Annotated in this window: 17 protein-coding genes; 9 read left to right on the top strand and 8 right to left on the bottom strand. The window is 51.3% G+C overall.

Going from position 1 to position 18,521, the window contains the following annotated elements; translation table 11 throughout:
* Window position 1 precedes the first annotated feature (1 nt).
* A complete protein-coding gene (locus tag AC50Y3_RS14995; RefSeq protein ID WP_494819643.1) occupies window positions 2-508 on the bottom strand; it encodes a Crp/Fnr family transcriptional regulator in 507 nt (168 codons plus the stop codon).
* Window positions 509-630: 122 nt separating this feature from the next.
* Between AC50Y3_RS14995 and AC50Y3_RS14990 the strand changes: the two genes are divergently transcribed.
* Window positions 631-1,362 (top strand): class I SAM-dependent methyltransferase, encoded by a 732-nt coding sequence (locus AC50Y3_RS14990; protein ID WP_494819521.1) that lies wholly within the window; start codon window positions 631-633, stop codon window positions 1,360-1,362.
* Window positions 1,363-1,456: 94 nt separating this feature from the next.
* Here the strand turns inward: AC50Y3_RS14990 and AC50Y3_RS14985 are convergent, their stop codons facing one another.
* The gene (locus AC50Y3_RS14985; RefSeq protein WP_494819520.1) at window positions 1,457-2,065 is read right to left on the bottom strand and encodes a TetR/AcrR family transcriptional regulator; all 609 of its coding nucleotides are present in this window, start codon (window positions 2,063-2,065) and stop codon (window positions 1,457-1,459) included.
* Window positions 2,066-2,259: 194 nt separating this feature from the next.
* Here AC50Y3_RS14985 and AC50Y3_RS14980 point away from each other — a divergent pair, with 194 nt between their 5' ends.
* Both AC50Y3_RS14980 and AC50Y3_RS14975 read left to right on the top strand, forming a co-directional pair.
* On the top strand, window positions 2,260-3,435 hold the full coding sequence (locus AC50Y3_RS14980) for a YhgE/Pip domain-containing protein (protein WP_494819519.1): 1,176 nt from the start codon (window positions 2,260-2,262) through the stop codon (window positions 3,433-3,435).
* Window positions 3,436-3,522: 87 nt separating this feature from the next.
* Window positions 3,523-3,867: a zinc ribbon domain-containing protein YjdM gene (locus AC50Y3_RS14975; RefSeq protein ID WP_494819518.1), complete on the top strand. Its 345-nt coding sequence runs from the start codon at window positions 3,523-3,525 to the stop codon at window positions 3,865-3,867.
* A 50-nt stretch (window positions 3,868-3,917) separates the two neighbouring features.
* Here AC50Y3_RS14975 and AC50Y3_RS14970 read toward each other — a convergent pair whose 3' ends face one another.
* Together AC50Y3_RS14970 and AC50Y3_RS14965 are read right to left on the bottom strand one after the other, a co-directional pair.
* The gene (locus AC50Y3_RS14970; protein WP_494819517.1) at window positions 3,918-4,724 is read right to left on the bottom strand and encodes a VOC family protein; all 807 of its coding nucleotides are present in this window, start codon (window positions 4,722-4,724) and stop codon (window positions 3,918-3,920) included.
* 111 nt (window positions 4,725-4,835) lie between these two features.
* Complete coding sequence (locus AC50Y3_RS14965; protein ID WP_494819516.1) at window positions 4,836-6,287, bottom strand: DHA2 family efflux MFS transporter permease subunit; 1,452 nt, start codon at window positions 6,285-6,287, stop codon at window positions 4,836-4,838.
* Between the two features lie 177 nt (window positions 6,288-6,464).
* Between AC50Y3_RS14965 and AC50Y3_RS14960 the strand changes: the two genes are divergently transcribed.
* Window positions 6,465-7,151, top strand: coding sequence for a TetR/AcrR family transcriptional regulator (locus tag AC50Y3_RS14960; RefSeq protein ID WP_494819515.1), 687 nt, complete (start codon window positions 6,465-6,467; stop codon window positions 7,149-7,151).
* A gap of 49 nt (window positions 7,152-7,200) precedes the next feature.
* Here the strand turns inward: AC50Y3_RS14960 and AC50Y3_RS14955 are convergent, their stop codons facing one another.
* Window positions 7,201-7,908, bottom strand: a complete 708-nt coding sequence (locus tag AC50Y3_RS14955; RefSeq protein ID WP_494819514.1) for a histidine phosphatase family protein — start codon at window positions 7,906-7,908, stop codon at window positions 7,201-7,203.
* 24 nt (window positions 7,909-7,932) lie between these two features.
* The gene (gene trpB, locus AC50Y3_RS14950; protein ID WP_494819513.1) at window positions 7,933-9,096 is read right to left on the bottom strand and encodes a tryptophan synthase subunit beta; all 1,164 of its coding nucleotides are present in this window, start codon (window positions 9,094-9,096) and stop codon (window positions 7,933-7,935) included.
* 243 nt (window positions 9,097-9,339) lie between these two features.
* On the opposite strand from trpB, the gene AC50Y3_RS14945 reads away from it, so the two are divergent.
* The 3 genes from AC50Y3_RS14945 to AC50Y3_RS14935 all read left to right on the top strand — a co-directional run bounded on the left by AC50Y3_RS14945 (window position 9,340) and on the right by AC50Y3_RS14935 (window position 12,248).
* Window positions 9,340-9,708, top strand: coding sequence for a DUF4180 domain-containing protein (locus AC50Y3_RS14945; RefSeq protein ID WP_494819512.1), 369 nt, complete (start codon window positions 9,340-9,342; stop codon window positions 9,706-9,708).
* Window positions 9,709-9,911: 203 nt separating this feature from the next.
* A complete protein-coding gene (locus AC50Y3_RS14940; RefSeq protein WP_494819511.1) occupies window positions 9,912-11,165 on the top strand; it encodes an FAD-dependent oxidoreductase in 1,254 nt (417 codons plus the stop codon).
* 63 nt (window positions 11,166-11,228) lie between these two features.
* Window positions 11,229-12,248 (top strand): SDR family oxidoreductase, encoded by a 1,020-nt coding sequence (locus AC50Y3_RS14935; RefSeq protein ID WP_494819510.1) that lies wholly within the window; start codon window positions 11,229-11,231, stop codon window positions 12,246-12,248.
* Window positions 12,249-12,395: 147 nt separating this feature from the next.
* On the opposite strand, the gene AC50Y3_RS14930 is transcribed toward AC50Y3_RS14935, so the two are convergent.
* Together AC50Y3_RS14930 and AC50Y3_RS14925 are read right to left on the bottom strand one after the other, a co-directional pair.
* Window positions 12,396-14,249, bottom strand: a complete 1,854-nt coding sequence (locus AC50Y3_RS14930) for an exosporium glycoprotein BclB-related protein (RefSeq protein ID WP_494819509.1) — start codon at window positions 14,247-14,249, stop codon at window positions 12,396-12,398.
* A gap of 23 nt (window positions 14,250-14,272) precedes the next feature.
* On the bottom strand, window positions 14,273-14,620 hold the full coding sequence (locus tag AC50Y3_RS14925) for a hypothetical protein (protein WP_494819508.1): 348 nt from the start codon (window positions 14,618-14,620) through the stop codon (window positions 14,273-14,275).
* A 342-nt stretch (window positions 14,621-14,962) separates the two neighbouring features.
* Here AC50Y3_RS14925 and AC50Y3_RS14920 point away from each other — a divergent pair, with 342 nt between their 5' ends.
* A complete protein-coding gene (locus AC50Y3_RS14920; protein ID WP_494819507.1) occupies window positions 14,963-16,759 on the top strand; it encodes a galactose-binding domain-containing protein in 1,797 nt (598 codons plus the stop codon).
* Between the two features lie 79 nt (window positions 16,760-16,838).
* Window positions 16,839-18,422, top strand: coding sequence for a beta-N-acetylhexosaminidase (nagZ, locus tag AC50Y3_RS14915; protein WP_494819506.1), 1,584 nt, complete (start codon window positions 16,839-16,841; stop codon window positions 18,420-18,422).
* The last annotated feature ends 99 nt before the right edge of the window (window positions 18,423-18,521 follow it).

The raw sequence follows: 18,521 nt of genomic DNA, 5'->3' as shown, positions 1-18,521 counted from the left end.
CTTACCTGGACTCAGATTGGCTGCGCAGCAATCGATTAATGGTTTCGCGTCGCAGACCGAGAAACTGCCCGATTTCATCTTGAGTCAGCAGATCCGTTAGAGAATCCGAAGAGATATAAGCCTGAAACCAAGCCTTTAGTTTACGCAGCTTCTCCGCCGGCGCAATCTCAGTTAGTTGGTCAATTCGCTGCTGCATCATGCGCAGCTTATCCTGCAGCTTAAGGGCGATATCACGGCATTGCGCCGGATTCCGCTCAAGCTCGTCGTACCATTCCTCGGCGGGTAAACACTCGATCTCACAAGTGACGAGTGCAATCGCAGTCCCATAGTAAGGGTTAGGGCTGATTAAGGAATGATGCGGAATGATTTCATCCGGTACAATAATGTTGACCAAAATCTGCGAGCCATCCTGATGGACCCGAACAATTTTCAGTAAACCGCTCTTTAGGCGGTAGAGGGGACCGGATTCTCCCTGACGGAATAAGGTTTCGCCTTTGTGTAAGATCATCATTACCTCAGTGAATGCCGGTGCTTGCCGGCATTTTTTTTATTCTAGTATAACCGATTTATAGTGGAACTGAGGAACGCTATCTATACTTGAAGTAATTTGGTAAAAGGAGGGCGCCTCAGATGAAACAGAACAAATACGATGATCCGGACTTCTTCGCACAATACAATCAAATGGCCCGCTCGATAGGAGGGCTGGAGGCAGCCGGGGAATGGCCGGCGCTGCGAGCGCTTATGCCTGATCTGCAAGGGAAGCGGGTGCTTGATCTGGGCTGCGGCTTCGGTTGGCATTGCCGGTATGCCCGCGAGATGCAGGCCAGCTCCGTAATCGGTGTGGATCTGTCCGAGAAGATGCTTGCGCGGGCGATGGCTTTCGGGCATGATCCGGCCATAACGTATCGCCAGCTCGCGATTGAGGATATCGATTTCGCTGCAGAGCAGTTCGATGTAGTAATCAGCTCGCTTGCGCTTCATTACGTCGAGCGCTTCGATATCGTCTGCCGCAAGGTTTACGAGTACCTTGTGCCCGGAGGCGATTTTATTCTATCGGTGGAGCATCCGGTGTTCACGGCACGCGCTGCACAGGACTGGCACTACAGTCCCGAAGGGGAGCGGATGCACTGGCCGGTTGATGATTATCAACAGGAAGGTATGCGGCAAACGAGGTTTCTGGGCAACGATGTGGTGAAATACCATCGTACGGTTTCGACGATACTCAACGATCTAATCGAGGCCGGTTTCACCATCAAGAAGCTATCTGAGCCGAAGCCTACGCCGGAAGCGCTCGCTGCCTATCCGGATATGCGTGATGAAACCCGCCGTCCCATATTCCTGCTGATTGCCGTGGAGAAGTAGTACTGGCTTGTTAATGCTTGCTTGCACAAAAAGAGCTGTCCCGGAAGAGCATCTTGCCTCTTCTGGGACAGCTCTTTTTCGGAGGGAGGGAGCACTAGCGATCCAGAGCGCCGGTCATGCGCAGAGGGCCGCGACGCATGATGCGAGATAGGATTAAGGCCATTTCAAGCGGTGTATGAACCATACCGGTTTCCAGCCAATGCTGTACGACGCCAAGGTTGGCGGAGATAATATAAGCGGATAGAAAGTCGCGCGGCACGAGCAGCTTATGATCCTCAGGCTGCAGCTGCATCAGCTTGGTATAGAGATGCTTTAGCATAAGTTCTTTGTACCTGAGAATGAACGAGGGATCACCCTTGGGACCCATCATCACCCTAAAGAAATCACCGTTTTCGCGTAAAAAAAGGAAGACATCCACCATAAATGGATAAGCCTCGTCTCGTTCTACATATTGAATCAGCAATGCTGGGTCAGCATGCTGGATTAATGCTTCGAAACCAGTCCAGATCTGCGTTTTACACTGCTCCAGCAGATCGAATTTATCATGATAGTGCAAGTAGAAGGTTCCCCGATTGAGTCCGGCCTTGAGCGTCAAATCTCGAACTGTAATGGATTCGAAGCCTTTCTCCTCAATAAGCTCAATCAGTGCGTTGCGCAGCATATCTTTGGTCCGCTCAATGCGGGGATCGGTTTTCTGAGACATGCGTTCAAGCTGCCCCTTTCAGTATGGAAATATTAATTTAAGATGAATTTCAGCTCAAATTGAACAGCGGTACTGTCACGTGTTGAATAAGCGACAGAAGCAACTAATCTTGATTATTGAGTTCCCTCTTGAATTCATTATAATAAACACAGTGATCATTATTCAACAGGATGTCCATTAAAGGAGTGTCGAATTTGCATAAACATTTATTGAAACAGAAATTAGTATGGATTGGCGCGGTCGCCGTGCTGGCTGTGCTCATGGTATTCGGGGTAGCGATGATAGGACCTGCTGCGGGAGCAGCTCCGAAGGAGCTCCCGGTTGCACTGGTTGTTTTAGATCAGGCGGTCGATAAGCCGGATGGATCCAAGCTGGCCGTTGGTGAGATGTTAAAGGAAAAGATGATCCAGCAAACACAGCTGCCGATTAAGTGGGAGATCGTTAGCTCCAAGGAAGAGGCATTGGCAGGGCTCGATGAGCAGAACTACTACGGCGCACTGATCTTGCCGGCAGATTTAAGCGCAGGCCTGCTCTCGCTGCAATCTGCTGCGCCGCATCCTGCACAGCTGCAGATCTATGTCAGCGAAGGGAAGAACGCACAGGTTGCGGGCACGGTGAACATGCTGCTGCAGGCAGCGATGCATACGGTCGGCACTCAGCTGTCGACGCAGACGCTGGAAGAGCTCGGCAAGCATACCGAGGCAATACCGGTAAAGTCGGCCAGTGCGCTGCTTGATCCGTTCACCGTCAGCTCGCAGATTGTACATCCCGTAGGTGCCAACAATGCTAGCGGCAATGCACCGCTGCTGCTCACACAGATGATGTGGCTCAGCTGCTTGGCTGCCAGCATCACGTTATTCTTGGCGTCACAACAAGCGGTGAAAGCCGGCGGCGGACATATGCGTATCGTTTTGACAAAGCTTATAACGGGCCTTGTTATCGTAACGGGTGCAACGGCCTTTCTTGTATGGATGTCGGGCTCCTGGTACGGCATGGAGCTCTCGGATCGAACGCAGCTATGGTTATTCTTGTTATTAGCCGGGTCTGCATTCTTCTTGTTCCAAACGACTATGCTGCGCTTGATTGGCATGCCGGCGATTCCGCTCATGGTGCTGTTATTCTTCTTCTCGATGCCGGTCATTAATATGGCGCCTGAGATGCTGCCGACTGCTTCTAAGGATTTGCTGTACAGCTGGACACCGCTGCGGTTTGTTGCAACGGGCCTCCGATCCGTGATGTACTTCGACGGTACGAACATGAGCGGCACGTATCGGGTGCTTGGCTGGTTGTCCGGCGTTTGCATGCTGGTTGCCGCTGCATCCGTACTTAAACATCGGAAGAAAGCGGCGGCTCTGGATAGCGCTATGTAATGGAGGAGAGCGGCAAGGTTGTTTGCCATTTCAGACGTACTATGACAAAATGTACGGAGAATAACGCGATGAATGGAGCCTCTAACCTTGTCTACTCTACCCAATTGTCCCAAATGCAACTCTGAATACACGTACGAAGACGGAAGTCAGTTCGTCTGCCCGGAATGCGCGCATGAGTGGAGTCCGGCATCGGAAGCCGGGCAAGCAGACAATGAGAGCCGGATTATCAAAGACGCCAATGGCAATGTTCTGAATGACGGCGATTCCGTATCGGTCATCAAGGATTTGAAGGTGAAGGGAACCTCCCTTGTCGTCAAGATTGGCACGAAGGTAAAGAATATCCGGTTAATCGAAGGCGATCACGATATCGACTGCAAAATCGATGGGTTCGGCGCCATGAAGCTGAAATCGGAATTTGTGAAAAAAATCTAGTCCAGCCGCAACAAAGAAGCGCCTGCTCTTTACGAGCAGGCGCTTCTTTGTTAGTTGGCGAGCGGCAAGCGCAGTCGGGCCGGAACATCTGCTTCAAAGTCGGTGAGCTCCAGGCAAATCGGATAGGAGTAGAGCTGGAAGCTGACGCGTTCCGGATCATCCGCATCCGTTTCATACGGAATACCTTCGGCAGCCAATCGCGATTTGACCTCTTCAAGAAAAGCGATACTGCTCACACCGAAGCTTATGCTCATTGCGGGCGGCAGTGCCGTCATCGCAATCGGAATCCATTTGCGCGCTTTCGACACGATGACCGCATGAGCCGTTCCGCCAATGGCAAACGTGAAATTATCAAAAACTTTATCAAGCTGAAAGCCCATCAGCCGCACGAGCTGCTCCCGAAACGGGATAACGGCTTCTGCTTCCACCGGAAAGCCCACTTCCCGCATGTAGAGGAGACTCATGTCCCCGATCGGAGGCAGAACGCCTTCCTGCACATACGAGTGGCAGATGATTTCGAGCAAGTTGCCGTCACCATCGCGGAAATAGACGTTCCTTCCCGTACCGAACTCATCCACAATGCGGCCGTCTGGCCACTTGAGGAGCGTTACATTCTGAGCGCTGAGCCAGCTTACCGCTGCACCGAAGCCGGAAGTCGCTACTTCGAAGGCGATATGCACAGGTGCATTAGGCTGAAGTCCTTCCGTGAAACAAAGCGTCATTGAAGGAATTGGCTGGAGGTGAATCTCGGTGTCCGACTCATATGAAATGGGAAAAGCGAGCTGCTCATGATAAAACTGCTTCACGCCTTGAATCGAGAAGGTTTGCAGCTGCAAACGAGAGAAGTGTGTCACCATAACCATCTGCCTCCTTTTATACACTTATAATACATTTATGTATGTAAAGTTGACAATCCTTAACATAAAAAAAAGCGGCGCAGAGGAAGGAGCCCTTCTACGCCACTATTATTATGCCGCTACCGCAGCGGCCTGCGTGCGACGTGCTTTTTTGCGAATCAAGAAGGTGAACGGCAGCGCCGCAACAGCGATATACGTTGCAACCAGGAAGACGTCATTCACGCTCATTGTAAACCCAAACAGCGGGATGAGCTGCGCATTCTCTGTACCGGCTGCTGTCAGCTCGGTCACATGCGTAATGGTATGCGAGGCAAGCAGGGACGTGAATAACGCGATGGCGAAGGAGCCGCCTACGTTACGGATCCAGTTCGTCACCGAGGAAGCATGCCCAACCATTTGCGGTTGAATTTCTTCCATACCTGCAGTGCTTGTTGCAGCCGCGGCGAATGATACCCCAAGGTTACGCACCGCCATCCAGAAAATGATATACAGATGCGAGGTGTCATTATGCATATGCGTCATTTCGTAGCTGCCGAAAATAATAAGCACGAGTCCGCCGATCGTCAACCATTTGGCACCGAAGCGCGGATAAATTTTACCGGCCAGCGGCATCGAAAGCGCCATAACTAGTGAGGATGGAAGCAGGATCAAGCCCGTGTCCATCGGCGTAATTTGCTGAACGTTCTGCAAGAAGAGCGGAACGAGCAGTGTTCCTGAATAAAGGCTGATCGTAATGATCGTATTGGCCAGTAACGTGATGGAGAAACGGTAATTGCCGAACACCCGCAGGTCGAGCAGCGGATTGTCTGTACGAAGCTCGCGCCAGATGAACAAGACAAGCATGACGGCCCCGAATACGAAGAGCCCTATTGTCTTGCTGGAATCCCAGCCCCATTGACGCCCCTGACTTAATGCGACAAGAAGCGATACGCTGCTGAGAACGACTGTAGCCAGGCCGATTTTATCCAAGCTGGTGGCCTTTCCAATACGATAGTTCGGAATCATCGCGACAATAAACACAATGGCAATAATGCCGATCGGCACATTGATGAAGAAGAGCCAGCGCCAGCTGAACTGCTGGATGAGCCAGCCGCTGATTGTCGGTCCAAATGCAGGTGCAAGCATCGCCGAAAGTCCCCAGATACTAACGGCGAAAGGCTGCCGCTCCTTCGGAATCACCTGGAAGATGATTGTCATCGTTGCAGGTAAAACCAAGCCGGTAAAGATACCTTGAATGATACGGAAGGTAATCAGCGAACCGATTCCCCACGAGAAGCCGCACAGCAAGGAGAACACGACAAAACCGACCATGGCATACAGGTACACGTTCTTGTAGCCAAATCGGTTCCCCAGATAACCTGTCAGCGGAGCGACGGTACCTAATGAAAGCATGAAGCCGGTCAGTGTCCACTGCACCGTACTCAAGCTTGCATGAAAGTCTTGCATAAAGATCGACAGCGCGACGTTAATCGTGCTGATACCCAGAATACTGAGAAAGGCGCCAAAGAAAATCGCAATCATTATGGGCCAGAAACGAACATTCGGTACAGACGAATGATCCATGAACGAACTCAACTCCAATCTTAATAACGGCCGTTGGCCTACTGTAGAGTTGATCATACTGCAATACTCAGACAAAGTAAACTACTTTTATTGTTTTTAGTTTACTTTGTCTAATTTGTTTATTTTCATGTTAAGTTTGTGTATACTAGGAAGGAAGAAAGTGAGTGTGAGCGCTTTATGGAACCGACTGGCGAAACGCAAAGCTGCCGTTACACCGATGAATCCACGAAGGATAAATACGTAGCCAAGCTGCTGCATCCCATCAAAACGAATGGGTTTCAGGGACTTCGTATGGACGACATCGCTAAAGCCATGGACTTGTCCAAAGCAACGTTGTATAAGTACTTCACTTCCCGCGACGAAATTATCGAACGATTAACTGCACTCTTTATCAAATATATTGTTTGCGCTGAAGCGAAGCTCGCGGAAGGCGACAGTAAGGCTTACATTGATGGCTTTCAGTCCGCATTCGCCCAATCGCTGCTTATTGCCAACTATAGTACGGAAGTGTTCTTCAACGATATGCGCGAGGTGTATCCACAGTTGATGGCTTCTCTGAATGTCGCCATTAGCGAGCGCAATGAACGGCTGCGGAGGTTCTATGAACGCGGCATGAAAGAGGGCTATATGCATGAGCTCAATGCGACGCTGCTTATCCTGCAGGACGAGCTGATGTTCCGTAACTTGCTGGATCCGCATTGTCTGATGAAGCAGAATTTAACGCTAAGAAACGCCATTGGCGATTATTATCAAATCAAGAAGCTGCAGTTGTTCAAGCCTGACGTGCATGCGCAGATCGATGACTCGTCGATGGTGGAACGAATTGAGCATCTGGTGCGCAAGGTTACCTACGGGGTTGTCTAATAGGAAAAAGAAGCCTGCGGAGTTAGCATCCTCCGCAGGCTTCTTTCTGTTAATCTATATTGTTCGCGATTAAGCCCGCTCTGCTAAGCGGCAGTCCGGCATGGTAGAGATGTCCGACATCTCCAATGCCATAGCAGCGTGGAGCGGCCCATCCGTGATCGTACTCTTCCATGACGACTGTAGTCACGGAGCTCGGCGCAATCCAGAAGCCGGACCAGACCATCGGCAATGGAAGCTCGAGCAGATGCGACAGCCAGGCAAGACCGAAGCCCAGGTGGCAGAAGATCGCGATTGTATCTCGGTTCGAATGCTCAATCTTATAGCGCCCGCCTTCGCGGCGATAGCCGTTCTCTAAGAAGAATTGATCCGAGTTATCCTTTATCTCTTGGAATCGGCCTGCAAAGGAAGGGGCATTATAAGGTGCCCGCTTATGCCAATCGTCACTTGAAGGGAACGGCCGATGCTCGCGAACCCAAGTATGGTCGGCATTCCATGCAACAATGGAACTGCCGTCTCGATTCGTCATCTGCCAGCCGCCAAGCTCCTCAAGCCAAGGCAGGACAGTCGCCTCCATCCCCATCTCATCTGCGGTATATTTCATCGTATGAAGGGCTCGTCCAAGCGGTGAGCTGTAGATGCGATCGATCTTCGTGCCGGACAGCCGTTCTGCCAGCGCTTTCGCTTCAAGATGGCCGGGCGTCGTAATCGTATTATTAACGTAGTCAGGCTCTGCATGCCGGATGATGTAGATCTTCATCGATTCCCTCCAGATATCATGCCTTTATTTCTTGAGCATATGGAAAACTTGCTCAACGTCTTTATCTCCGCGTCCGGACAAATTCACAATAATAATTTGGTCCTTGCTCATAGTTGGAGCGAGCTTCTTCGCATAAGCGATCGCATGCGCGCTTTCGAGCGCCGGAATAATTCCCTCTGTGCGGGATAGCTCTTGGAAGGCGGCCAGCACTTCCTCGTTGCTGACGGTTACGTATTCAGCGCGCTCCGACACCTTCAGATGGCTATGCTCCGGACCGATTCCCGGGTAATCGAGACCTGCGGCAATCGAATACGTCTTCTTCGGATTGCCTTCTTCATCAAGCAGCACCAAACATTTGAACCCGTGAATGATGCTTGGCACGCCTTCGGTTAGGGTAGGCGCTTGGTCAGGCTCCACGCCGATCAGCCGCACGGAAGGCTCGTCCAAGTAATGGGCGAAAGCGCCGATTGCATTACTGCCTCCGCCGACACAGGCAAGCACCGCATCAGGGAGCCGGCCCTCTTTCTCAAGGATTTGTCGCTTCGATTCCTCGCTGATGACGGATTGGAAATGCTTCACCATCGTCGGGAAAGGATGCGGACCAACGGCGGAGCCGAGCAGGTAGAATGTATTTTTATAGTTTTGGATAAGATCGTTAAGCGCTTCGTCCACGGCGTCCTTTAACCGGCCTTGCCCTTTATGAACCGGAACTACGGTCGCACCGAGGAGCTCCATGCGGAATACGTTCAGCGATTGGCGCCGAGTATCCTCCGCTCCCATATAAATGACACAGTCCATGTTGAACATGGCACACGCCGTTGCCGTTGCCACACCATGCTGGCCGGCGCCCGTCTCGGCAATAATGCGTTTGGCGCCCATCCGTTTGGCGAGTAGGATTTGGCCGACTACGTTGTTAATTTTGTGCGCGCCGGTATGGTTCAGGTCTTCGCGTTTCAAATAGATTTTGGCACCGCCCCATGCTTCGGAAAGCTGTTTAGCGAACGTAAGCGGATTTTCACGGCCGACATATTCTTTCAAATAATAGCGCAATTCCTCATTGAACTCGGGTTCATCCTTATAGGCGTAGAATTGCGAACTCAAATAATCGAGCACCTCTTGCAATTCAGGTGGTACAAAGCTGCCTCCGAACTCACCAAAGTATCCTTCTTGCATTTGCGTATCACTCATCTTGAAAGCGCCTCCAATACGGGATATAGGATATGAAGCGAATTTCTTACATCGTATCATACTGCATGAGATTGTCATTGCAAATACTGGAAATTCAGCCGAAAAATATGAAGGCGGATAAAGACGAGGATTTTCTGCGATTGGGCGTGTATAGTAAGGGATATAGGATTGTGCTTGTGCTGCAGCTGCGGGCATTTGTGCAGTGGTAGAGTGGCCGGGTAAATAGGGAAGGTGTGTGTACATATGAATATAACCGTTCATCAGCAGGGGAACTCGAAAGTAGCCATCATAGAAAGCGCGGATATTCTCATTGAAGACGTTCAAAGTGCGCTGGATTTAATGGCAACCGTTCGCTACAACGAAGACTGCGACAAAATATTACTTAGCAAGTCCAATGTAACAGAAGACTTCTTCGATCTTAAAACTCGAATTGCCGGGGACATTTTGCAGAAATTTACGAATTACCAATTGAAGCTGGCGATTGTCGGGGATTATGAAGGCTACGACAGCAAGAGCTTAAAAGACTTCATCTACGAGAGCAATCATGGCAAGCAGGTGTTTTTCCTGAATGATCAACAAGCTGCGCTGGATGCGCTCCATAGCGTAAATTAAAACGCATACCCGCAAAGGCTGGCTGAGAATCATCGTTTGAATGATTCCCGGTCGGCCTTTTTGCTTGCAAGTGAAGAAAGTACCTAAGAAGTAAATGGGAAAGAAGTAAATCGGTGGATACCGTCGAAGTATAATAATAATCATACAGAGGCGGCGGTTGAGTTCGGGAGACTCGCGCTTCCTTCCATTGGAGGAGCAGCATTATGGGGAATCAGTCGTATACGTTCGAGCGGACAATCGAGACCTACCTGCACGCGGAAGTCGTTGTAATCGGAGGAGGGCCTGCGGGTACGGCAGCGGCAATCGGTGCGGCAAGATGCGGTAAGAAGGTCGCTCTGCTTGAGAAATCGGCTCAGTTAGGCGGCATGGGAACGCTAGGCAATGTCAGCATTTTTATGCCAGTCGGCAATGTGACCGGCGTTTATCGGGAAATTATTTCGGATATGCTGTCCGACTATTTGCCGGCGGACCACGATCAGTCCATCGCGCCGCAATATTCGCCGTTCCTGCTTCGGCAGTATATGAACGACAAAATGAAAAAGGAAAAGGTAGATGTTTTCTATCACTGCGAATTCGTGGGTACGATTCTGGAGGGCAGCCGGATTAAAGCGATTATTGTGTCGACCAGAGAAGGGTTGAAGGCTTTCGAAGGAGAGCGGTTCATTGATTGTACGGGAGATGCCCGAGTTGCCATCGATGCAGGCGTGCCTTATCGCTCCGGCAGGGAAGAGGATGGGTTAACACAGCCCATGACCCTGATGTTCACGATGACCAATACCGGAAAGCCTGTTACACCGATCTTGCCGGAAGGGTGCTATGAGTATAAGTCGGTTGAGGATTTGCCACAGGGGAGAAGGCTATATTGGGAGCAAAATAACAGTGGCTCACTGCTCGTCAATATGTCCCGGGTCAAAGCGAATGGGGCAAAAATCGCAGAAGTCAATTATGCGGAGACAGAGGCATTGAAGCAAGTATTCTCCATTGCTTACTATTTGCAGAAGACCGGATTTGAGAACTACGTGATCTCTCATATCGCTCCACAGACCGGTGTTCGGGAGACCAATCAAATCGAGGGACTCTATACTTTAACGGAACAAGATCTGGTCGAAGGCGTTCGATTCAAAGACGTCGTTGCGCAAACGAATTATGAGATCGATATCCATAGTCCCGATGCATCCAAATCGACAGATGAGCGTGAAATCAGCGGCTATGATATTCCATATCGCTGCATGATTCCGGTCTCTATCGATAATCTGCTTGTGGCAGGGCGCTCGATCTCCGCCACACATGTGGCGATGTCTTCGATGCGTGTCCAAGCAACATGTTATGCGCTCGGGCAGGCTGCAGGCGCTGCTGCCGCGATCTCGCTAGAGAAGGAAAGCGTCATGCGGGATATTCCTATTGATGAGCTGCACCAAGTGCTCCATAAGCAAGGGGTCAAATTTTTCATCAAGTAGAGGAGTAAGATGGCGCAAATCGAATAGGTAAGGTATCTTTCTATTTCTTCTCGGAGGTGGCTTATGAAAGCATTATTCATCGGTGGAACAGGCATCATCAGTTCCGCGATTACGAAGCAGCTGTCGGAAACCGTCGGATGTGAGCTGTATCTGTTGAACCGAGGCACTCGCAACGAGGGTTTGCCGGCTCATGTAAAGGTGATTCAAGCGGATATTAACGATGAAGGACAAGTAGCCAAGCTGATTGAAGACTTGAGCTTTGATGTGGTAGCTGACTTCATTGCGTTTCGTCCGGAGCAGCTCGAGAGAGATTATCGGTTGTTTCAAGGCAAAACCAAACAGTTTATCTTCATCAGCTCCGCCTCTGCCTATCAGAAGCCGCTGTCGGATTACCGTGTCACGGAAAGTACGCCGCTGGCCAATCCTTATTGGGAGTACTCCCGCAATAAGATCGCATGCGAAGAATATTTAATTAAACAATACCGGGAACAAGGTTTCCCGATTACGATTGTACGACCTAGCCATACGTATGATGAGCGTTCCATCCCGCTTGGCGTACATGGCAGCAAGGGCAGTTGGCAGGTTGCCCGGCGGATGCTGGCGAACAAACCGGTCATTATTCACGGCGACGGAACCTCCTTGTGGACGATGACGCATAACCGCGATTTTGCAAAAGGTTTCATTGGCTTAATGGGCAACATCCATGCCATCGGGGAATCCGTTCAAATTACGTCGGACGAAACATTAACCTGGAACCAAATCTATGCGGCCATCGCGGATGCGCTCGGCGTTAAACTTCAAGCGGTTCATGTGTCCTCGGAGTTCTTGGCGGCTTGCAGCAAAGAGGACTATACAGGCGGATTGATTGGCGATAAAGCCAATTCCGTCGTGTTCGATAACGCGAAGCTCAAACGGCTTGTTCCTGATTTTGTGGCTACTACGCGCTTTGATCAGGGTATTAAACAGACAGTAGCCCACGTACTCGCGCATCCGGAGTGCCAAACGGAAGATCCGGAATTCGATGCGTGGTGCGATAAGGTGATCGATGCGCTGCAAGGGGCGATCGCGTCCGTTAAGGGTTAGCCGAGTTGGAAAATAAGCCGATTGGCCTCTCAGCAGTGAGGGGTGAGGCGGCTTTTTGGTTGTCGCTTATAGCTTTTGGAGCATAGAAATAAGGCCCTCCATGAAGGAGGGCCTTTTAATTGGATGGCTATACGATTCTTATCCGTATTAGCTGAGTGCGATCCCTGCGCTTGCATAACCGACAACAGAAGTTGCAACATCTAAGCCAGCTGTAACCGCGGCGCTAAATACCATTAATAAACGAGTATTTGCCGGAATAGCAACGTTGAGTCCAGTCGTGCTTCCAAAGCTAACATCGCCTAAGCTCACAGTGCCTGTTAATGACGGAGTTAATGTTACGAGCGCGCCAGGGACTGCAGTGAAGCTATTGTCAGGCGTAGTGGATTGGAACAATCGGGCTGTTAAGGTTACAGTTGAGAGAAGCGATAATCCTGCCGTAACACTGAAATATGCAGAGATGGAGGTCAGGGTCGCTGCGCGTGGAACCGAGAATGCTTCGTTCAGTAAGAGGCCGCCCGCTCCTGTAAGATCGATAGTGGTTCCGCCGACAAGGGAGACACCTGCTGCCGCAGTACCAAAGCCAACAAGACTTGAGGTGTTGAGAGCCCCGCCAAGTACTGTTGCTACTGTTGTAGGCAACCCTGAAGCAAATGGAATGATAGCACCACTTCCGGCAATACCAGTCGTTCCAGTGGCACCAGTTGCTCCGGCAGTACCAGGCGTACCAGTAGCGCCAGTCGCCCCGGCAGTACCAGGCGTGCCAGTTGCGCCAGTAGCACCAGGCGTACCAGGATCGCCGGTAGCACCAGTCGCTCCAGTAGCACCAGGCGTACCAGTAGCACCAGTGGCTCCAGCGGCACCAGACGTACCAGGATCGCCAGTAGCGCCAGTCGCTCCAGTAGCACCAGGCGTACCAGTAGCACCAGTAGCACCAGCGGCACCAGGCGTTCCAGGATCACCAGTAGCGCCAGTCGCCCCGGCAGCACCAGGTGTACCAGGATCACCGGTCGCACCAGTGGCACCAGTAGCGCCAGTGGCTCCAGCAGCTCCTGGCGTACCAGGATCGCCGGTCGCACCAGTAGCACCAGTCGCCCCGGCAGCACCAGGCGTACCCGGATCACCAGTGGCACCAGTAGCACCAGGTGTACCCGGAACACCAGTGGCGCCAGTCGCGCCAGTCGCCCCTGCAGCACCAGGCGTACCAGGATCACCGGTCACACCAGTAGCACCAGTCGCTCCGTCCGCACCAGGCGTACCAGGATCACCGGTCGCACCAGTAGCACCGGTCGCCCCGTCCGCACCAGGCGTACCAGGGTCACCGGTCGCGCCAGTACCACCAGTAGCACCAGTAGCACCAGTATCTCCAGTCGCGCCAGTAGGACCTGTAGGGCCGCCCGGTTCACCAGGTGTACCAGTGGCTCCAGTCGCACCAGGTGTACCAGGATCACCAGTAGCCCCGGTTGCACCAGTAGCCCCGGCAGCGCCAGGCGTACCAGGATTACCGGTCGCACCAGTTGCCCCGGCAGGGCCGGGTGTACCCGGATTACCGGTAGCGCCAGTAGCACCGGCAGCACCAGCGGCACCGGGCGTACCAGTGGCACCGGTAGGTCCGGTAGCACCTGTCGCGCCGATAACGCCAACGGCATCGGTCATCAATTCACTTGTAACGATCCGATGGGAGGCAACCAGATCACCTTCGAGATCTTTACCCCACACAGAAATTTGAGCCGACGATGCTCCGGCACCTGAGGCGTTAAAGATAAATTCAAAAGCATCTAAATCAGCGAAATAGGTTTTGGTAACGACCTGATTAGCAAAGACGACAAACAATTCTTCGATATATAGCGATCTTAAAGTACCTACATAATAGCCGGTAAGATAAAGGATATACGAGTCCGTAGAGTGGCTGTTATCGATTTTGACCGTTACGGTTTGCGTAGGTCTTGTCCCAGTTTCAATGACAATACTATTTTCAATCGGTCCAGTTGAGAAAATAGGCAATTTATGAATTCCTCCTTATTGATTTAATTAGATTCAGCCGCGGTAAGGCGCTGGGTGTCAACTAAGCGGCCTGTGCCTGTTTTACCCCAAGCAGATATCGCGGTTTGATCGGCTCCTGCACCTCCGGTAAGGAATTGATATTCGTAGGCGTCAAAGTCGGCATAATACACCTTGGAAAACGTTTCGTTGGGTAATAAGCTAATTAGTTCGTTGACATACATGGTACGGCTCCCGTCCAAGTGAAATCCTTGAATCAGGATGGTGGACATGTTTTGCAAATCCCGGTTAACCATCCGTACCGCCAATTGCTGAACGCGGCCGCTTGCGCCGACAGCATGATTAGCAACGGGGCCGGTTGTCAGGAAGGGCATTGGTTCTCCCCCCTCTCGTATTAATTTAGTAAAAAGCTTGTAAACTAGTTCATATAAGCAGTGGCAGCTAGACGGAGAACCTGAAGCAATAGACAACTTTTTTGGCTCTATCATAGTAGTATTCAATAGTGATTCAACCGTGTGGATAAACGAGTATAAATTATACAAATATTGTAAATTTAGGCGTCTTTCGATCCTAGATATCCGCTTTTTGGATGCTGTGAAATCTAGATTGACGCAGCATCCAATCGTAACCTATAATTAATAAATCCAATGGAATAATTATATATAGCCATCTTTGTGATACTAGCTGCTTCACTAATTCGTTAGGGGGGTTCAATTATGTCCAAGATTCTCAGGCAACGCAAGCCGGCTATTCTCCTCATCCTCATTTCGCTTCTCGCTACCTTTTTCCCCACCATCAGCTTCGCCGCAACCAATCTCGCACTGAACAAAACCACTACCACATCATCCGTTTGGGCAACCGGCTATGGAGGCGCCAAGGCCGTAGATGGCAACAGCACAGCCACCAGCTGGGCAAGCGCGGAATCCGAAGCAGCTTCATGGATTTACGTCAACTTGGGTTCCCTGCAAACGATTGACAGCGTCGTGGTCAAATGGCCGCAATACACGTATGCGACGGCTTTCAAGATCCAAACCTCGACAGATGCTTCAAACTGGGTAGATAAATACACGACAACAAGCGGAGCAGGGGGAACGACGACTGCGAATTTTACAGCATCCAGCGCGCAGTATGTTCGGGTGTATATGACGGGCAAAGCGGATATCTACTATGAAATTTTTGAACTGGAAGTGTACAACAACGGCGGCGGCAGCGGCGGGGATACAACTGCTCCAACTGCACCTACAGGACTGACTTCTCCATCCCAAACAGCGACAAGTGTAAATCTCTCCTGGACAGCATCGACCGATAACGTGGCGGTAACAAGCTACGATGTGTACAAGAACGGAGCGAATCCGGTTAACGTAACAGGCACAACTGCTGTCATCAGCGGGGTAACCGCAAGTACGTCATACACGTTTACGGTGAAAGCAAAGGATGCCGCGGGCAACACTTCAGCTGCCAGTACGCCGCTATCTGTTACGACAGCCGCATCAGGCGGTGGAGGATGCTCCTTGAATTGTCACGTGAATAACACGACATTCCTAAATTCGGCTTGGTTCGCTACAGCGCAGAGCGCAGCCAACATCGCGACCTACGTCAATGAGCTTGCGGGCAAGAAGATTAAGTACCAATTTGCCGATATCGGCGTACTTGTCGATTCCGCTACATCAACCAACGGTACATTGCCTGCGGCAGGGTACGCAGGCCTAGCCACTTGGATTAAGAACTCCAGACTGACGGATCCGAACCAATTGATTATTATCGACCTCAACTACGGCAGCCGGTTTACGAGGGTTAGCGGTACGAAGGTCGGTAATCCAAACTTCGGCAATGCGACATTTAATACGAATGTGAACGCCATTATCAATACACTCGTTAATGTTGGCGTCCAAGTCGGCGGAACAGGTCCGTTCTATAAGGCGGACGGCGTTCATTTGGATATTGAAGGCTTCATGACGAATGACACCACACTGCTGAACACGCTGCAATATTTACGCAACAACGCACTGGCTTCGAACAACTATTTCTCCATCTCGACACCTGCGGATCCGCCTTATAGCGGCGTAAGCAGCTATCAGTGGAGCAATGCGTACATCGGTCAAGTCGCAGCCATCGTCAACATGATGAATCCGATGATTTATGATTCGATGGGCTGGGGTTCGGACATTACGACCGCCAATTCGTTTAAGACGCTGTGGACAAACGAAATTACAAGATACAGCAATGCAATCGGCAATACCGGGCCGGGCGGCGTTCGCAGCCAGCTGGTACCGACCTTGCCTTCCTATGAGCTGAAATCAGCAGATGGCACGGTGTATCATGACCCTGCCGTAGAGAGCTTGCAGAAAGCAGCCGAAGGTTTAAATGCGGCTATTGCAGGCGGGGCGAATGTGTACGGAGCCGGCATTTTCTGGTGGAGCAACTTTATTGGCCGCAATACTGCGGTGTATGGCTCCTCGTTCTTCACACCGGATCAAACGAACTGGATGAATCTGTGGGTCAATCATTCCTAAAGGCAAGGGGAGCTCAGTCCCGATCCATGTCTGACGTGGGTCGGGACTTTTCTATACAACCATGAGGGGGCAGATCCAAATGATCGTATTCAATGAGGAGAAAGTGCAAACGATGCTGGAGAAACTCAGTTTGAAGCAGAAAGTTGCTCTGATGTGCGTAACAGGCATACCGGGACAGCAGGTAACCGGACAGGATCGAGAAAGAATCGGCGAAACCGAGGTGGGCGGGCTTGGCCTGTTCCCGCACAATATCTGCTCTGAGCCGCAGCTTAAGCAGCTTGTGACGGATATTCAAACAGCATCAGCGAAGAACGGCCTGCCGTATCCGGCATTGCTGTCGATCGACGAAGAGGGCGGGAGCCTGTCCAACCTGACCGATTTCTACGTTTCGGTGCCGGGTAATCGGGCGATTGGATTAGCGGAGGATGCGGGTCTTGCTTATCTGACAGGTAAAGTAATTGGCAGTCAGCTGTTCCGCCTCGGCATTGGCATGGACTGGGCTCCGGTTCTCGATGTGAACACAAACTCGCTTAATCCGGTCATTGGCGTCCGGTCCTTCCATGAGAATGCCGCAATTGCAGCTGCCTATGGGCAGGCCTTTATCTTGGGGATGCACCGCTCGGGCGTAGCTGCTACAGCCAAACATTTTCCCGGCCATGGCGATGTTGCGGTCGATTCCCATAAAGCGCTGCCTACATGCGGCCTGACACTGGAGCAGCTGCACCGCGAGGCGCTTGTTCCATTCAAGGCAGCGATTGAGGCGGATGTGGATGCGATTATGGTGGCGCATGTGGTGTTTGATCAAATAGCGGAGGCGGGCGGGCTGCCGGCTTCGCTGTCCCGATATTTTGTCGCGGAGCTGCTTCGAGGCGAGCTTGGTTATCAAGGCGTCATTTGCACAGACGACATTGAAATGCATGCCATTGGACTATACTTTAGCCCAGAGCAAGCAGGCGTGCTTGCCGTGCAAGCCGGCAACGATCAAATTCTGATGTGCCACACCCCTGCATTTCAAGATCGCGTCATGGCGGGCATTATTGCGGCGGTAGAACAGGGCGAGATACCGATGCGTCAAATTGATGCTTCCGTAAGCCGAATTCTCGCGCTTAAGCTGCGAATCGCATCTTACAAGCGCCATGCGGTTCCGCTTACCATGCAGGAAGCTGAAATGACTTCATTGCATATCGCAACGGCCTCCATCGTCACAACGAGAGATCCTGCAGGACTGCTTCCACTGTCGCTCAAGCCTACTTATCTGCTCATCGTGCCAAGGCAGCGCAAACTGACGCAAGCGGACAGCACCGAGGGCAAAGAGATAGCACTGGCAAGCGGCTTGGCGGAACAAGGCTACAACATGGTCACGGCCTATATTTCACAGCAGCCAACCGCGGACGAAATAGCCGGAATCCTGGAATTACTGCCCACCGTGGATGTTGTCATCCAATGCACCATTAACGCCCATATGTTTAAGGAACAGCTGAAGCTGGCAGAGCCTTGTGCGGCATCAAAGCCGCATTTGTGTCTCATTCTTAGAAACCCTTACGATGTAGCCGAGCTTCCGGCAAGCAGCAGCGTCGTGTCAATTTGCTCGACTTCGGATATCAGTATGCGGGCATTTGTCGAGCTCCATACGCAGAAAACATTTATTAGTCCACTGGATTAATGAAATATAAAAAGGCGTTGAATCGCAGACTCTTTTCGTTGATGAAGGGAGTATTTCGCGGCATCGAATCACTTTATCATGAAGATATAAGAGAAACGA

The sequence above is a fragment of the Paenibacillus sp. J22R98 genome, assembly GCF_059383835.1.
The sequence above is the reverse complement of the archived record's forward strand: the minus strand, read 5'-3'. Positions and strand labels throughout refer to the sequence as shown.

Excerpts from the sequence above, each read along its gene's own strand:
- AC50Y3_RS14985 (WP_494819520.1), bottom strand. The coding sequence starts at position 2,065 with ATGTCTCAGAAAACCGATCCCCGCATTGAGCGGACCAAAGATATGCTG.
- trpB (WP_494819513.1), bottom strand. The coding sequence starts at position 9,096 with ATGAGTGATACGCAAATGCAAGAAGGATACTTTGGTGAGTTCGGAGGC.
- nagZ (WP_494819506.1), top strand. The coding sequence starts at position 16,839 with ATGATCGTATTCAATGAGGAGAAAGTGCAAACGATGCTGGAGAAACTC.
- AC50Y3_RS14955 (WP_494819514.1), bottom strand. The coding sequence starts at position 7,908 with ATGAAGATCTACATCATCCGGCATGCAGAGCCTGACTACGTTAATAAT.
- AC50Y3_RS14925 (WP_494819508.1), bottom strand. The coding sequence starts at position 14,620 with ATGCCCTTCCTGACAACCGGCCCCGTTGCTAATCATGCTGTCGGCGCA.
- AC50Y3_RS14965 (WP_494819516.1), bottom strand. The coding sequence starts at position 6,287 with ATGGATCATTCGTCTGTACCGAATGTTCGTTTCTGGCCCATAATGATT.
- AC50Y3_RS14960 (WP_494819515.1), top strand. The coding sequence starts at position 6,465 with ATGGAACCGACTGGCGAAACGCAAAGCTGCCGTTACACCGATGAATCC.
- AC50Y3_RS14990 (WP_494819521.1), top strand. The coding sequence starts at position 631 with ATGAAACAGAACAAATACGATGATCCGGACTTCTTCGCACAATACAAT.
- AC50Y3_RS14940 (WP_494819511.1), top strand. The coding sequence starts at position 9,912 with ATGGGGAATCAGTCGTATACGTTCGAGCGGACAATCGAGACCTACCTG.
- AC50Y3_RS14935 (WP_494819510.1), top strand. The coding sequence starts at position 11,229 with ATGAAAGCATTATTCATCGGTGGAACAGGCATCATCAGTTCCGCGATT.
- AC50Y3_RS14995 (WP_494819643.1), bottom strand. The coding sequence starts at position 508 with ATGATCTTACACAAAGGCGAAACCTTATTCCGTCAGGGAGAATCCGGT.
- AC50Y3_RS14970 (WP_494819517.1), bottom strand. The coding sequence starts at position 4,724 with ATGGTGACACACTTCTCTCGTTTGCAGCTGCAAACCTTCTCGATTCAA.
- AC50Y3_RS14920 (WP_494819507.1), top strand. The coding sequence starts at position 14,963 with ATGTCCAAGATTCTCAGGCAACGCAAGCCGGCTATTCTCCTCATCCTC.
- AC50Y3_RS14945 (WP_494819512.1), top strand. The coding sequence starts at position 9,340 with ATGAATATAACCGTTCATCAGCAGGGGAACTCGAAAGTAGCCATCATA.